Annotated in this window: 18 protein-coding genes; 12 read left to right on the forward strand and 6 right to left on the reverse strand. The window is 61.0% G+C overall.

All coding sequences use genetic code 11. From position 1 onward, the window contains the following. Window positions 1-34 precede the first annotated feature (34 nt). The 3 genes from C380_RS15710 to murI all read left to right on the forward strand — a co-directional run bounded on the left by C380_RS15710 (window position 35) and on the right by murI (window position 3,479). On the forward strand, window positions 35-1,591 hold the full coding sequence (locus tag C380_RS15710) for a fumarate hydratase (RefSeq protein WP_015014837.1): 1,557 nt from the start codon (window positions 35-37) through the stop codon (window positions 1,589-1,591). 174 nt (window positions 1,592-1,765) lie between these two features. Continuing rightward, window positions 1,766-2,467: a DUF6882 domain-containing protein gene (locus tag C380_RS15715; protein ID WP_148279982.1), complete on the forward strand. Its 702-nt coding sequence runs from the start codon at window positions 1,766-1,768 to the stop codon at window positions 2,465-2,467. A gap of 133 nt (window positions 2,468-2,600) precedes the next feature. Beyond that, window positions 2,601-3,479 (forward strand): glutamate racemase, encoded by an 879-nt coding sequence (gene murI / locus C380_RS15720; RefSeq protein ID WP_015014839.1) that lies wholly within the window; start codon window positions 2,601-2,603, stop codon window positions 3,477-3,479. A gap of 101 nt (window positions 3,480-3,580) precedes the next feature. Here murI and C380_RS15725 read toward each other — a convergent pair whose 3' ends face one another. Next, window positions 3,581-4,105, reverse strand: a complete 525-nt coding sequence (locus C380_RS15725; protein WP_015014840.1) for a M48 family metallopeptidase — start codon at window positions 4,103-4,105, stop codon at window positions 3,581-3,583. A gap of 159 nt (window positions 4,106-4,264) precedes the next feature. Next, a complete protein-coding gene (locus tag C380_RS15730) occupies window positions 4,265-4,897 on the reverse strand; it encodes a DUF6806 family protein (RefSeq protein ID WP_015014841.1) in 633 nt (210 codons plus the stop codon). Between the two features lie 250 nt (window positions 4,898-5,147). Between C380_RS15730 and C380_RS15735 the strand changes: the two genes are divergently transcribed. From C380_RS15735 to C380_RS15765, 7 genes are all read left to right on the forward strand, one after another. Further along, a complete protein-coding gene (locus tag C380_RS15735) occupies window positions 5,148-6,350 on the forward strand; it encodes a site-specific integrase (RefSeq protein WP_011805818.1) in 1,203 nt (400 codons plus the stop codon). A 139-nt stretch (window positions 6,351-6,489) separates the two neighbouring features. Continuing rightward, the gene (locus C380_RS15740; protein ID WP_011805819.1) at window positions 6,490-6,873 is read left to right on the forward strand and encodes a type II toxin-antitoxin system RelE/ParE family toxin; all 384 of its coding nucleotides are present in this window, start codon (window positions 6,490-6,492) and stop codon (window positions 6,871-6,873) included. Continuing rightward, window positions 6,857-7,159, forward strand: coding sequence for a DNA-binding transcriptional regulator (locus C380_RS15745; protein ID WP_011805820.1), 303 nt, complete (start codon window positions 6,857-6,859; stop codon window positions 7,157-7,159). The genes C380_RS15740 and C380_RS15745 overlap by 17 nt, the downstream gene beginning before the upstream one ends. 88 nt (window positions 7,160-7,247) lie before the next feature. Beyond that, window positions 7,248-7,715: a TIR domain-containing protein gene (locus C380_RS15750; RefSeq protein ID WP_013721787.1), complete on the forward strand. Its 468-nt coding sequence runs from the start codon at window positions 7,248-7,250 to the stop codon at window positions 7,713-7,715. Continuing rightward, window positions 7,715-8,341: a hypothetical protein gene (locus C380_RS15755; RefSeq protein WP_011805822.1), complete on the forward strand. Its 627-nt coding sequence runs from the start codon at window positions 7,715-7,717 to the stop codon at window positions 8,339-8,341. The genes C380_RS15750 and C380_RS15755 overlap by 1 nt, the downstream gene beginning before the upstream one ends. A 3-nt stretch (window positions 8,342-8,344) precedes the next feature. After that, a complete protein-coding gene (locus C380_RS15760) occupies window positions 8,345-9,481 on the forward strand; it encodes a nucleoside triphosphate pyrophosphohydrolase family protein (protein ID WP_015014842.1) in 1,137 nt (378 codons plus the stop codon). After that, entirely contained in the window at window positions 9,478-10,140 is a 663-nt protein-coding gene (locus C380_RS15765) for a uracil-DNA glycosylase (protein WP_011805824.1), read from the forward strand. The genes C380_RS15760 and C380_RS15765 overlap by 4 nt, the downstream gene beginning before the upstream one ends. A gap of 16 nt (window positions 10,141-10,156) precedes the next feature. On the opposite strand, the gene C380_RS24565 is transcribed toward C380_RS15765, so the two are convergent. Genes C380_RS24565 through C380_RS24570 form a run of 3 tightly spaced genes read right to left on the reverse strand, consistent with a single transcriptional unit; the run spans window position 10,157 to window position 12,417 of the window. Continuing rightward, complete coding sequence (locus C380_RS24565) at window positions 10,157-10,642, reverse strand: TIR domain-containing protein (protein ID WP_011805825.1); 486 nt, start codon at window positions 10,640-10,642, stop codon at window positions 10,157-10,159. Between the two features lie 41 nt (window positions 10,643-10,683). After that, window positions 10,684-11,271: a hypothetical protein gene (locus tag C380_RS15770; protein ID WP_043565517.1), complete on the reverse strand. Its 588-nt coding sequence runs from the start codon at window positions 11,269-11,271 to the stop codon at window positions 10,684-10,686. Between the two features lie 3 nt (window positions 11,272-11,274). Continuing rightward, the gene (locus tag C380_RS24570) at window positions 11,275-12,417 is read right to left on the reverse strand and encodes a toll/interleukin-1 receptor domain-containing protein (RefSeq protein ID WP_013721785.1); all 1,143 of its coding nucleotides are present in this window, start codon (window positions 12,415-12,417) and stop codon (window positions 11,275-11,277) included. A 412-nt stretch (window positions 12,418-12,829) separates the two neighbouring features. Between C380_RS24570 and radC the strand changes: the two genes are divergently transcribed. Further along, window positions 12,830-13,336, forward strand: a complete 507-nt coding sequence (gene radC / locus C380_RS15775) for a DNA repair protein RadC (protein ID WP_013721784.1) — start codon at window positions 12,830-12,832, stop codon at window positions 13,334-13,336. Window positions 13,337-13,617: 281 nt separating this feature from the next. Continuing rightward, on the forward strand, window positions 13,618-13,968 hold the full coding sequence (locus C380_RS15780) for a DUF2958 domain-containing protein (protein WP_013721783.1): 351 nt from the start codon (window positions 13,618-13,620) through the stop codon (window positions 13,966-13,968). Window positions 13,969-13,998: 30 nt separating this feature from the next. Here C380_RS15780 and C380_RS15785 read toward each other — a convergent pair whose 3' ends face one another. After that, entirely contained in the window at window positions 13,999-14,667 is a 669-nt protein-coding gene (locus C380_RS15785) for a hypothetical protein (RefSeq protein ID WP_013721782.1), read from the reverse strand. Between the last annotated feature and the right edge of the window lie 444 nt (window positions 14,668-15,111).

The raw sequence follows: 15,111 nt of genomic DNA on the forward strand, positions 1-15,111 counted from the left end.
CGGGGTTCGCGTTTTCCCTAAAACCCCCACCGCCATGACCACGACGACCATTCGCCAAGAAGACCTGATCGAATCCATTGCCGGCGCACTGCAGTACATCAGCTACTACCACCCCACCGACTACATCGCCCACCTGGCCCGAGCCTACGAGCGCGAGAAGAGTCCGGCGGCCAAGGATGCGATCGCCCAGATCCTGACCAACAGCAAGATGAGCGCCACCGGCCAGCGCCCCATCTGCCAGGACACCGGCATCGTCAACGTGTTCCTGAAAGTGGGCATGGATGTGCGCTGGGAAGGCTTCACCGGCAGCCTGGACGACGCCATCAACGAAGGCGTGCGCCGTGGCTACAACCACCCCGACAACACACTGCGCGCCTCGGTCGTGGCAGACCCCCAGTTCGCCCGCAAGAACACCAAGGACAACACCCCCGCCGTGATCTTCACCGAGATCGTGCCCGGCAACACCGTGGACATCACCGTGGCAGCCAAGGGCGGCGGCTCTGAGAACAAGTCCAAGATGTACATGCTCAACCCCGGCGACAACGTGGTGGACTGGGTGCTCAAGACCGTGCCCACCATGGGCGCTGGCTGGTGCCCGCCCGGCATGCTGGGCATCGGCATTGGCGGCACGGCTGAAAAGGCCGTGCTCATGGCCAAGGAAAGCCTGATGGACGACCTGGACATGTACGAGCTGCAGGCCAAGCAAGCCAGCGGGGCCGAACTCGACAATGTCGAAAAGCTGCGCCTGGAGCTGTACGAAAAGGTCAACGCCCTGGGCATTGGCGCGCAGGGCCTGGGCGGCCTCACCACCGTGCTGGACGTCAAGATCAAGATGTACCCCACGCACGCGGCCAGCAAGCCGATTGCGATGATCCCCAACTGCGCGGCCACGCGCCACGCGCACTTCGTGCTGGACGGCTCGGGTCCCGTGTACCTCACGCCCCCCAGCCTGGACCTGTGGCCCAACGTGGACTGGGCGCCCGACTACAACAAGAGCAAGAAGGTCAACCTCGACACGCTGACCAAGGAAGAAGTCGCCAGCTGGAAGCCCGGCGACACGCTGCTGCTCAACGGCAAGATGCTGACGGGCCGCGACGCCGCGCACAAGCGCATCCAGGACATGCTGGCCAAGGGCGAGAAGCTGCCTGTGGACTTCACCAACCGCGTCATCTACTACGTGGGCCCTGTAGACCCGGTGAAGGGTGAGGCCGTGGGCCCCGCAGGCCCGACCACCGCCACGCGCATGGACGGTTTCACCGAAATGATGCTGGCCCAGACTGGGCTGATCGCCATGGTGGGCAAGGCCGAGCGCGGCCCGGTCGCCATCGAGGCCATCAAGAAGCACCAGAGCGCCTACCTGATGGCCGTGGGCGGCGCCGCCTACCTGGTCTCCAAGGCCATCAAGACCGCCAAGGTCGTGGGCTTTGAAGACCTGGGCATGGAAGCCATCTACGAGTTTGACGTGGTGGACATGCCCGTGACCGTGGCCGTGGATGCCGGTGGTACCAGCGCCCACATCACCGGCCCGGCCGAGTGGCAAAAGCGCATCGCCTCGGGCGAGTTCAAGGGCATCGGCGTCGCTGCGGCCTGATGCGCGTTGGTGTGGCAGGGCCCGCACGGTGCCCGCTGCAACACAAGGTGCAATGACAAAGAACCGCCTTCGGGCGGTTTTTTTGTGGCCGCCCCGACACACATCCCTACACCCGCTTCGGCAAAAATGCTGGTTCGATCCGACTCCTCTTTCTCGGCCTTGGCCGCCCCCACCATGCTTTTGAACCACGGGTTTGCACAGCCCCTTCAGCAGCCTCTGCGCACCTTGCTGCTGGCCACACTGATCAGCGCCCTGCCCCTGGCGGCCAGCGCCAACCCGCCCATGGTTCCACAGCATGACGCGCAAACCGCCTTTGGCGGCGCGCTGCCGGCCCGCGACGCCGCGCTGCTGGACGCCAGCATCGCATTCCACATCGAACGCCAACAGCTGCTGAACAGCCAGCACCTGGCGGGCAGCCAACTGCGCACCCTGGACTTTTTCAACAAGACCTTCACCGTGCTCCGTGGCGGCAAGCGCACGGTGTTTGATGCAGAGCTGCTGGGCACGTGGTGGCCCGAAAGCAAGCGCTGGGCATGGGAAGCCGTAGAACGGGTGCCCGACCTGAAAAACCCGAAGCGCAAATCGTTTGCCACGGGCAGCGCACTCACGCGCCTGTATGGTCGTGAGCACGGCATCGACATCCTGCAGACCGATACCACGCAATTGGCGAGCGAAGAGGCCGCCTGGTATCTGTGCGCACTCACCGCGCAGCTCAACCAGGCCAGTGGCGTGCTGGTGAGCATCAGCAGCGAGCTGGTCGCAGGGGGCTCAGAAGGGCAAAAGACCGTGGTCAAACGCTACTACCTGCTGTCGCACCCGAAAGTCACGGACGCCCCCACCGGTGTCACCAGCAAGACCCAGTCGCCCGCACGCTGAGCCTTTTGCTTTCCCCCAGTGCTCTGCAGCTGCGCGGTCGGCGACGCAGCCCGAGGCGTAGCTCCAAAGCCAACGCTGCAGGCATTTCCTGTTTTCCTACAATCCAGCCTTTTGTCCAATCACGGGCTTCCTGATGCCGCAGGCCTCTTCTCCTATCGGTGTGTTTGACAGCGGCGTCGGCGGGCTGAGCGTGCTCCGCGCCCTGCTGGCCGCCATGCCCCACGAGCGCTTCGTGTACCTGGCCGACAGTGCCAATGCCCCCTACGGCGAGCGCGGCGACGCCTTTGTGGCGGCCCGCACACACGCCATCACCGAGTATCTGTGCCAGCAGCACCACATCAAGGCCCTGGTGGTGGCATGCAATACCGCCACGGCAGCCGCCATCCATGAGGTGCGAAGCAGCCACCCAGAATTGCCCCTGGTGGGCCTGGAGCCCGCCGTGAAGCCTGCTTTGGCGGTGACCAAAACAGGGCATGTGGGTGTCATCGGCACCCGGGGCACGCTGACCAGTGCCAAGTTCAGCAAGCTCATGACCTCGCTGGCCGACCAGGCCCATTTTGTGGTGCAGCCCTGCGATGGTCTGGCACACGCCATTGAGCGCAGCGTCGCCCTGCCCGCCGCTGCCCCTGGCAGCCCTGTCCATGCCACAGAGACCGGTGCGCTGTGCGAACGCTATGTGCAGGCCATGGGCAGCTTTGGCACCGGACCCGGGCAGATGGACACCCTGGTTCTCGGCTGCACGCACTACATTTTTGTGGCCCATGAGTTGCGCGCACTGGTGGGGCCGGACGTTCAGTTCATCGAAACGGGTGAACCTGTGGCACGCCAGACGCGGCGCCTCTTGGAGGCGGCCGGTCTCCTCGCGTTGCCACCGTCCGGCCAGCCCACATCCCCTATGGGCTCGGAGCCCGTACAACTGCTCACCACCGGCCCTGTCGCCATGATGCAGGCAGCAGCCCAGCGCTGGCTGAACCTGCCTGCCAGACTCTGCCAGAGCGTGTCAGTGCCTTGATGGGAAAAAAGACCGCTAGCGCAGGTTTTATATGCGCTGATAGCTATCTTTTTTGGAGCACCATCAGCTGGTGCACCTGATGCGCTGACAGTCCTGAATCCTCAGGAAGCGTCAGAGCCCCACAGCCGCGTACCCGCCTGCTCCACATGGGTAAGGTACAGGCGCAGGTCGAATTCGTACTGGTGGTACTGAGGCTCCATGTGGGTGCAGAGCTGGTAGAAGGCTTTGTCGTGGTCCTTCTCGCGAAGGTGGGCCAGTTCGTGGACGACGATCATGCGCAAGAACTCTTCGGGCGCCTGCTTGAACATCGCGGCAATGCGAATCTCATGTTTGGCGGCCAACCGATTGCCCTGCACGCGTGACACGGCGGTGTGCAAACCCAGTGCATGGCGCACTACGTGGATCTTGTTGTCGAACAGCACCTTGTTGACCGTGCCTGCGTTGCGCAGATAGCGAGCCTTGAGCTCCTGCGCATAGTCATACAGCGCCTTGTCGCTGCGCACGGCATGCGCCTGCGGGTACTTGCGCAGCAGCACCGTGCCAAGCTTGCCCTGCTGCAACAGATCACGCGCCTGGTCCTGCAACGAAGCGGGGTAGGAACGCAGATACGGAAGATCAGTGCTCATGGGCAACAAGGCGGCGATGGCCAGGACATAGGGTAGCGCGAACGCACATGCGCATTGAAGCGACGAGAGAAATCACCCAATGCCTGGAAGAAATGAGTGAGGTGTGCCGCTGGGCTTGCCCCCACAAGCAGCGCATGCGCCGCAAGCCGGCGGCGCAGATCAGTGCAGGTGGCGCGGGCGACGGCCACCACCGCCGCCGTGACCACCGCTGGGGCCGCCAGGGCCACGCGGGGGCTTGCCAATCTCCAGCGAGTTCACCAGGGCGTCGAAGCGCTGGCTGAACAGCTTGTCGATCTCGGCAACCACGCCGCCCAGTTCGGCGCCATCAAAGTGGCGCTCCATCATGTTCACCACGTCTTGCACCAGCAGGTCACGCTGCACCTGCATGATGGCAGCGGGCGTGGGGCCGACAAAAAGCATCACGAAGTCATCGCGTGACTCTGCACCCTGCTCTTCTTCGTCTTCATCAAAGTCGGTGTCGTAGAAAGTGACCTCAATGGCGGCACCTTGCTCGGCCAGTTCATTGAGGCTCATGCACATCTCGTCGAGCGACTGGCGGAAATCCTCATCGCCACGCACCGTCCAACACATCTGCAGCAAATGCTCTTGCGCGTCGTACTTGATACCTGGCTCTTCTTCGTAGGCACTGGCGGCACCGTCGGCCAGCGAACGTGCTCCAGCGTACTTCCACAGCGGTTTGAGCGCCTCTTGAAGCTGGTCGAAACCGACATCAGCCCGCAGGAGGACCTGTCCGTGGACATGGATTTCAAAGGGAGCGTTGTAACTTGACATGATTGAATCGTAGTGGTGCCCCGAGCCGGGGTCGAACCGGCACGCCCCTTTTCAGGAAAGCGGCGGATTTTAAGCCAGAGCATGGCATCCGCACCGGGCTAACGATGGACTTGGATGAGGCTTGCTGTAGCAGGTTTTCCCCGAGGCCAGTGCCTTCGATCATATCCCGGTGCGCGATGCAAACCGCCCCGGTTCCCCTCCGCCTGGCTCCTAGCCGGCCCCTGGAATCGGGGCCTTTCAGGAGCACCTCATGGCGAAGATCAAACTCACCAAGTCCGTCGTTGACACGGCGCAGGCGCAAACCTGCGATGTGGAACTCCGGGATACGCTCGTTCCGGGCTTCTTGTGCAAGATAACACCAACGGGCCGCAAGGTCTTCATGGTTCAGTACCGCACGAACTCCGGCGTGCGGCGCAAGCCGGCACTCGGCCAGTTCGGCGAGCTGACGGTCGAACAGGCCCGGTCGCTGGCCCAAGACTGGCTGGCCGAAGTCCGGCGCGGGGGCGATCCCGGACTCGACAAGGCCGAAGCCCGCAAGGCGCCGACGGTCAAGGAACTGTGCGGCCGGTTCATGGATGACCACTCCAAGCCGCACAACAAGCCCAGCACCCAGGCCAGCTACCAGTACCAGATCGACAACTTCGTCATCCCAGCCTTCGGCAGCAAGAAGGTTCACGAGGTCACGCGCCACGACATCACCGCGCTGATGAAGCGCATGGAGAGGTCCCCCACGCAGGCCAACCGCGTACTGTCGCTCGTCCGCAAGATGTTCAACCTGGCCGAACTGTGGGGCTACCGGCCCGATGGCTCCAATCCTTGCCGTCACGTACCCAAGTACCCGGAGAAAGGCTCGACCCGCCTTATCACCGACGAGCAGATGGTCAGCCTGTTCGCCTACTTGGACAAAGCCGAGGCCGAGGGCCTGGAACATCCCATCTATCTGCTGGCCGTCCGGCTGCAATTCGAGTTCGCGGCCCGCATGTCGGAGATCCTGCTGTTGCAGTGGGATTGGCTCGACTTGCCCAATGGCCGGGTTGTCTGGCCGGACAGCAAGACGGGCGATATGTCCAAGCCGTTGAGCGAGGAAGCCCGCCGGTTGCTGACGAATGCACCTCGCTACGGCAATTCGCCCTACGTATGCCCGGCCATCCTCGACCATGACAAGCCGCTCGGCCCCCATTCCTACTATCAGGCGTGGCGCCGAATCCTTGATCGCGCCGGCGTGCCGAAGGTTGGCACCCACGGCATACGCCACCGCTCAGCGACCGACATTGCCAATTCCGGCATCCCCGTCAAGGTCGGCATGGCGCTAACCGCGCACAAGACCGTGGCGATGTTCATGCGCTACGTCCACACCGAGGACGACCCGGTGCGTAAGGCAGCCGAGTTGGTAGCCAGCCGGCGCAAGTCGGTCGTCGGCACGCGGCAAGAACCCAAAGAGGTGACCGCATGATCGGTGACCAGTGCCTCGGCATGTCGGCCCTGACTGCCGTGTCGCCGTTACGCCAATCGGTTCGGCAGCCCTCCCCGCCCGTGCATCGCACTGGGGACTGGAAAAGTATGCCCGTTACGGGTATAGTTTGGAGGTCAAGATGACCCACGTCCTCAAGCGGAAGGACTTTGCACGGTGGCAGGCGGGCGAAAAGCTGCCTGATGCTGCCTTGTGCAAGGCGGTTCAAGAGATGGAAAGCGGTCTGATTGACGCGGACTTGGGCGGCTTCCTCTACAAGAAGCGGGTTGCCCGATCCGGCGGCGGCAAGAGCGGCGGCTACCGCACGCTGCTGTCGGCCCGGATCGGCAGCCGCTACGTATTCCTGCATGGGTTCCCCAAGAGCGACAAGGCGAATATCACGCAGGACGAGAAGAAGGCGCTGCAATTCGCCGGCAAGGTGTTCCTGGAACTGTCCGCCGAGGCTTTGTCGAAGGCGTTGCACTCGGGCGTGTTATTGGAGGTGCATTGTGAGCAAGATCATTGAATCCCTGCGTGGCGACCTGGCTGCGCTCCACGAAGCGGGAGCGATCGGCAAGGTGACGATGCGCGAGTTCGACGCGATCTGCCCGCCGCCGGTGCGGGAGTTCAGTGCTGCCGACATCAAACACCTGCGCGAACGGTTGAAGTTCAGCCAGCCGGTGTTCGCACTTCACCTGCACACCACCGCGTCGACCGTGCGAAAGTGGGAGCAAGGCGAAACCCATCCCACCGGGCCGGCCCTCAAGCTGCTCAACGTCATCGCCGACAAGGGTTTGCAGGCAATTATTTGATCAAGGCAAACGGGTCAGCATTTCCTGCCACAGCGGCCGAAAACACAGTTACGATCTTCAAACCATGTAAGAACAATGGAGGTGACAGGTGGCAGAGAAAAGGAACGTGTTCATCAGCCATGTCCATAAGGACGATCACGGACTCCAGAAGCTGAAGGATCTGTTAGCTCCAAAAGGGATCGAGGTCAGGGATTCCTCCATCCATACAGGGAAGTTCAACAATGCCACCGATGAGCACTACATAAAGACGCAGATCCTTGCCCCTGCCATCAACTGGGCTGGAGTGTTCATTTGCTACGTTTCGCCCCAGACCAAGAATAGCGATTGGGTGAACTGGGAAATCGAATATGCGGCCAAACAGGGCAAGCGCATTGTCGGTGTTTGGGAGCATGGCGAGAAGGAATGCGACCTTCCAGAGGCCCTGAAAGAATATGCCGACGCCTTGGTTGGGTGGAACGGCGATGCGATCATTGACGCGATCAACGGGAAGGACTCGTGGGAAAAGCCAGACGGTGGTGCCTGCGACCCGGTTCCACTCAAGCGGCATCCCTGCTGATGGCTCGCATTCACTCCTATGTGGTGCGATACGACAGTGGTTTCGCGCCCAACCCTTTCTATGGCTACTGCACGCTTGCGACCTGCAAACCCAATATCCGCCGATCCGCTGACATCGGTGATTGGGTGGTCGGCAGTGGCAGCAATGATAGAACTGTCCGACGTGGCGGGCGTCTCGTGTACGCGATGCGCGTTACCGAGGCGATGACATTCGACGAATATGGCGCAGATCCACGGTTTGAATACAAGATGCCGTACCGCAATGGGAGTCGGAAGCAAAGTTGCGGGGACAACATCTACTTCAGGGCCGCGCCTGGAGCCGCTTGGCAGCAGCGAGACTCATTTCATTCCCGCCCCAATGGCACGCTCAACCCGGACCATGTTGCCCGTGATACGGGCGTCAACAGGGTCCTGATCAGTAATGATTTTGTGTACTTCGGGGGCGAGGGTCCGGAATTTCCCGAGGAACTGAAAGACCAGCAAGATCGGCCCTTATGCAAAACGGGAATAGGTCTAACCACCTTTGACGATGCGCAACTGATTGCGAACCTTGAGAAATGGATTCGCAGCTTTGACGTGAGCGGTTATCAGGGCGCTCCATTCGAATGGCTGACTCTTCGCAGGTGACCGATGAAAAAGGAAGGCTCCCTCTTGCTCTCGGATTACGCTGCGGAAATTGCAGCCACAGACGTACTCAACCCGAATGACTTCAATCCTGTCCTCCAAGGTCTATACGGAGAAGTCGGCGGCATAATGGCTACGGCCAAGAAAAGTGTTCGAGAGAGAACGGCTTACCCGGGTTTCAAGAAGGCGGCAGAAGAAGAGTTTGGCGACACCCTCTGGTATTTGGCTGCAATCTGCAGGCGCCTGCAGATTCCTCTCGAAGAGATATTCTCGGAAGCTGCGAACCACGGAAACTTCAAGAATGTGGGCGCTGCAAGTGACATCACCGAAGGTGCGTTAGCCTATATCGCTGTGCCTGTCGCCGCGACTGCTTCGTTGGATGCCACCTTGGTGCGTTTGGGGCAGTCAGCGGCAGCGCTACTTGGAAGTACGCCTGCACGCGCAGACTTGATTGCTTTCGCACGGGCTTACCTGGATGCAATTCATGCGGCCGAACTTGCGTTCTCTGAGGTGGCTCGCGGAAATCTCCGGAAAGCTCGCGGCGCGTTCTTGGAGCCGCAGGCAGAAGACCTGGCTGGCCTTGATTTCGACAGTGAGTTTGGAATTGAGGAACAGCTACCCAGGGATTTCAAAATCCGGGTCAATCAGCGAGGCAGTGGCAAGAGTTACCTCCAATGGAAGGGCGTATTCATTGGAGACCCTCTGACGGACAACATTGCCGATCGCGATGGCTACCGGTTCCATGATGTCTTCCACTTTTCTTATGCAGCAATCCTGCACTGGTCACCTGTGATGCGGGCATTGATCAAGCACAAGCGAAAGAGCAATCCGAAATACGATGAAGAGCAGGACAGTGGTCGGGCCATCGTCGTGGAAGAAGGGCTTTCAGCGTGGATTTTCTCCAGAGCCAAGGAGCTGAATTTCTTCGAGAATCAGGAAAAGGTCTCACTTGGGGTTCTCAAGACCATTGGTGAGTTCGTGAGTGGTTACGAAGTGGAGAAATGTCCGCTAAAGCTCTGGGAAAAGGCAATCCTGGATGGCTATGCTGTCTTTCGCCAGCTCAAGGAAAATCAAGGCGGCTGGATCATTGGAAACCGAGAACAACGCACCATCAAATACATGCCACTTGAGTCTGAAAAATGAAGATCCACCCGTTCGTTGATGCAGTTGCTTCTCTGCAGTTCGAAGACTGCTTCAATCCGTATTCGGATCGTTGTGAAGTTCATGATCGACGCGATGCACCACGTCGCCGTGCTGCTGCACTGTCCGCCATGTTGCGTCGTGCAACCGAGGAACCCGTAGACGCGATATGGATTGGACGAGACCTCGGATATCGCGGAGGACGCCGCACTGGGTTAGCCCTGACCGACGACCTTCACATAAGCCAGCACGCTAGGCGTTGGAATCTCGACCAGGTCGCCGAACGGCCGACGATAGGCAGTGCTGTGGCCGAACGAACCGCCGCGGTCATATGGGGCATGCTGGAACATATTGATGCCCGCATCTTCCTCTGGAACGTTTTCCCTCTGCATCCGCACGAATCAGGAGATCCGTTCACCAACCGGCAGCACAACGCGCGTGAGAGGCGAGCCGGCGAAGAACTGCTCCAACAGCTCATTGTCTTGCTACGTCCCTCTCGCATCGTCGCCATCGGCAACGATGCCGCCGCTGCGGCCCATCGCATCACGGATTCCGTACCCGTGATTTGCGTGAGGCATCCTAGCTATGGAGGACAGACCCAGTTCCAGAGGCAAATCTCGGAGCTCTATGGGCGCCCCATGAGCACTGGGTCGTTGTTTTGACGAGAGGCTTGGCTTCTTAGCGCGCAGCGATCGCCGCTTCAATCCAGCCCGACAGGTTGTCACTGATGTGGTTATAGGCCGCACTGCTCGTGGCCCCTGGTGGATCGTACATGCGGACGACGGTGGATAGCTTTCTACCGTCGTTCAAGGTAAATGAGTCAAATGGATTGGCCCCGGCAACTGATGGTTGCTGGTTGTGGTCCAGCAGCTTATGGACTCGTATCCCCAAGAGTCCCTTGCCACTATTCCATGACTGCTCAATCTCATATCGAATCCAGGGGCGATTCGCCGTTTCGGCTCCGACCAGAACAATTGTGCATGTCCGTCCTTGCAGCTGATCGTCGATCCAGCGCTTGATTGCGGCCTCGCCGCCTCGCTTCACTTCTTCCCATTTGTTATCGCTTGCTGGTTGGTTGCCCTCAACAACACCAATATTCCGTATCTTGGAGGCGCGCCAACTGTCGCGTTGATAGTGGAAGCTATAGAAGATTTTCCGTGGCATGGCGAGTCCTTTGTTGGATCATGTAAATCTGCAGAGGAGACTCAACTCGCTGCACCTTGAATGTTCAATGCGAGGTGCGTGTGAAAGAGTTGCGCGAAGTCCACATCACCAAGATCCGCATCGGCGAAATAACCTTGATCTTTGGCCAAGTTCAAGGCCGCCCCGCCTGGCGACGGTACGGGCAGAACTTTGGCGGCGGGGTGGAATTTCCTGAAGAGTTCATGCTCGGCTTCCACTCCTTCCATGCCGCCGATGAAAACAGCGGCAACGAGATCATCGCGCGACAGCATTTCTTCCCGCATTAGCAGCAGGCTCGCCTCTCTGTCACCGGCAACTGCATTGGTGAATACTACATTGTGAAAACGGTCGTTTTCTTCCGGGTAACGATCCTTGAAGAACGTGCTCTGATACAGAACCACGGCCCCAGAATAATCGACACCCAAATCCTCACAAATGCTCCAGATCATAGGCGTGATAGCGGGATGGCCTCCCCACACGATCTTGTGCTGACGAATGACGGCCATGACCAGTTCCCTCACAGCGCATTGGATGAGGAATGGATTGGCGGTCTCGTGATACGAGCCGCGGCCGACAAGTGGGACACTGGCTGAAAGGAAGATTGCGCTCACGATTCAGGCCTCCCAGTCCGCAAATTGCCATCCAGCCTCGCTGGCTTTGACCCACCGCGCAGAGTGGATATGCTGGCCCAGCCAGTCCAAATGCCCCAGCCACCGGGGATGCAAGCCAACATGATCGTAAACGACGGCAACCGATTGATCTGGCGAATTGGTGGATGCGTCATGCAACGTGGTCGACGTGGGGACACCAACTGTTGGGTAGACGACGACATTCCGGCCATCCGGCAGTCGGATATAGACCGCCTTGTTCGGTCCAACGCCGACAAGTTGACCGCCAATCGTTTGAATAGCGTTGCGCAAATTGCTCACTAGATTGACGGAACGGACCGCATGGCTTTGGCTGCGAACTTCTTCGAGCTGTAGACAGATTCGCTCCACAGCGCTGTCCGCGAGGCGTCCTGTGGCCGCATCCACTTCGTCGGGCAACAATTCTGCGCGACTGGCGGTGGCTGTTCGCGCAGATGGCGTGCAGTCTGGCCAGCCAACCCGTAAGACGCTGATGCCTTTCGCCAGAGCGCGTCCGAACTCTGCGCTTGTCCAGCGGCTTTCAAAGTAGCCTGGCGTGTCAAGCATCACAAGAACGTCGGAATCGCAAAGGCGATGCCATAGCATCGTCTGAAAATCTTCCGCAGGTGGAATCCCATGCGTATCGAGAAACACATCGAATAGCCGAGCAGATAAGGCGTCAAAGAGCTGCAAGGCTGCCTCACGGGCTTCGCCCCGGCGGTAACTTACGAACACTCGACGCTGGCGAGGTAGCAACCCCGCACACTCAAGTAAAGCGGTCGCGACACGCTGTGACCCGTTGGCGGCATAGGCTAAGCAGTTGAGAGGTCGCAGTAATTCAGGAATCTCTGCGTTAACTCGATTGACGTCGGATGCTATCGGCAGTAGCGGGATGCCTCGCTCCAGCAACTTCGCCACGTTGGCGAGAGGTGGATTGTCGCCCCCGAAAAATACTGCAGCGGATGAGCGCTGTTGGTCGGGGTTAAACGCTTCCGGGCGCACCTCCCATCCAACTTCATGTCCTAGTCGCAAGTTGAACATGCCTACGGCAGTTCCGACGATTTCTTCAAGCTCAGAAATCTGGGCGTCGGTTGGCGAACCAAGCACTGCAAGTTGATAGAGGGCGGCCATGCTCTTCCTTGTGATTTCAGTGTTCTCGCCTATCTGACCTTACGAAACCCAATGCGGGAATCTCCTTCAAAGATAGCCGATTTCGGGCGTCCCCGGTCGGGCCGCGCTGTCGTGCTACGCATCAAGCCCCGCTGCGCGAGTCTCGCCCCTGCGGGCTTCCATCGTTCCCTCGCGACGCTCGGCTGACGCCTCCGGCCCTGCTGGGCCTGCGCGCTCCGCTTGCCAGGGTTCGTGTATGGCATGGGGCGGTCTTGCTGTTTCCCTTCACCGTACCACGGCGTTCTCGCCGTCAAGGGCGGCGCGCGCCATGCGCGCTTGCGTCCTGGCGGCCGTCTGCGACCCCTGACTGCTTGCGCTGCGCCGTGCTGGCACCGGTTCCGGGCAATTCCGCCCGAGCAACCGGAGCACGATCATGTCGCAACTGACCCTCACTCTCGACACCCCGCTGATGGTGCGCGATGGCCGTGGGCGCTATCGGCTGGCGGACGCCGACCAGATTCTGGAAGCCGCGCGCCAGGTCATCGAACAGAAGATGCAGCGCGGCGAGGCGTTCACTTCGCCGGAGGCGGTGAAGGACTACCTGCGCGCCAAGCTGGCCGGCTTCGAGCACGAAGTCTTCGCGGTGTTGTTCCTCGACACGCGCCATCGGCTGATCGACTACGTGGAGATGTTCCGCGGCACGATCGACGCCGCCGAGGTGCATCCGCGCGAGGTGGTGAAGCAGGCGCTGCGGCTCAATGCGGCGGCGGTCATCGTTTCGCACAACCATCCGAGCGGAAACTCCGAGCCGAGCGCGGCCGACAAGGCGATGACCTCGCAGCTTCGGCAGGCGCTGGCGCTGGTGGACATTCGCACGCTGGATCACGTCATCGTTGCGGGGACTCGCACCACGTCATTCGCCGAACGCGGCCTGCTTTGACCATTGGGGGCTTCGGCCCCCTTTTTGCTGCGCCCGGCGGCGCAACTCCGGCCCTCGCGGGCCTGCGCGTGCTGCGCACTTGCCGAAAACCCGGGTGCGTGGAGGTGCGAGGGAGGCGGTCTTGCTGTTCCCTTCATCGTGCCACGGCGTTCTCGCCGTCAAGGGCTGCGCGCCGATGGCGCTTGCGTCCTGGCGGCCGTCGTTGACCCCTGACTGCTTGCGCTGCGCCGTGCCCCGGAAGGGTCGGGCAATTCCGCCCGGCTTCCTTTCAGGAGTTCACCATGAACAACGCACTCATCACCGACGAGCAGCGCATCGTGTTGCTGGCCAACGGCCGCGAATCCTTGGAGAACCCGGACTTCGATCCGGCCCCCGTGGTCAAGCTGTTCACGCCGGACGCCGGCGCGACCTGGCTGCTGACCGAGATTGATCCCGATGACCACGACCACGCCTTTGGGCTGTGCGATTTGGGCCTGGGGATGCCGGAAATCGGCTGGGTCAGCCTGCAGGAGCTGGCGGCCGTGCGCGGGCGGCTCGGGTTGCCGGTCGAACGCGATCTGCACTTCCGTGCCGAGAAGCGCCTGAGTGCCTATGCGCGCGATGCGCGGCTGGCCGGGCGGATCATCGAATGATTTCGCGCGGGGCGTCGCAAGATGCCTCGTTCAAGGTTTCAGGAGATCCGGCAGGCAGTCGGCGAATGCCGGCTGGATCTTACTCACGGGCTTGGCCACGGCCTCGTCGCCGGTGAGGACTGCCATCGTCATGCCGGTCATGGTCGTCAGACCGTTCGAGCTGCGCAGTACCTGTAGCGCAAGATCGACCGGGAAGCCGTCGGCACTGCGCCGCAGTGGATGAATGCCGCCATGCACGAACGAGTTCATGCCGTGCCAGGTCACATCCTTGAAATGCGAAAGCATTTGGTGCGCAGCCGCCGGCGCGCCTTGTCCGACTCGCTTGCCGATCTGCTCAATCATTTCGCTGGCGCCAGGCAAGTTCTTGGCCGCCTGTTCGCTCTGCAGCGTCAGTGGCGCCAGCAGCTTGTCGATCGCTGCGTCGCTGGCTGCGTAGAGCAGCCACATTGCCCGCGTCAGGGCCTCGAACTGCAGGCGCATGAGGCCGACGGCGGACGAGGGTAGTCGCAGCGCCATCAATGCTCGCATCGCTGTTGCATGCTCCATAGCGACCAGGCACATGCCAAGAGCTGACTCGCCACGGGGCGATCCATCGAAATCGGCGTCGCCCAGTAGTTCATCCAGACGTTCGTGCAAGGCATTGGAGCGGTGGAGCATGTGCTCCAAACGATCGTCGTTGTTGATGATGGTTTCCTCCATAGAGGGATCGTAGGACAGTCGTGCGTCCCCGGCCAAGAAACATGGCCGGTCGCGCTGTCGTGCTGCGCATCGAGCCTCGCTACGCGAGTCTCGCCCCCTTCGGGCTTCCATCGTTCCCTCGCTCCGCTCGGCTGACGCCTCCGGCCCGGATTCCTAGATCCGGGCCTGCGCGCTTCGCTTGCCGTGCGGTCGGCGTATTGAGGGGCCGTGGCCATGTCCAGCCGTCTCCCCTGACTTCATCACCTTCACCGCGACTGTAGCCCGCGGCCGTGTGCCGTCAAGGCGCGCAGGGCCGTGTCCTCGGCTGCGCCTGCGGGCCGCACCCACCCTGCGCTTGCCTCCTTGACGGCCCCCGTCCGCGCGCTCCTGACCGTCGCGGGCGATGAACTCAGGAAAGACGGTGGCAACAGGGCCAACCGGGTTCCTCGTGCCGACCGCACCGAA

The sequence above is a fragment of the Acidovorax sp. KKS102 genome, assembly GCF_000302535.1.
Lineage (GTDB): Bacteria > Pseudomonadota > Gammaproteobacteria > Burkholderiales > Burkholderiaceae_C > Acidovorax.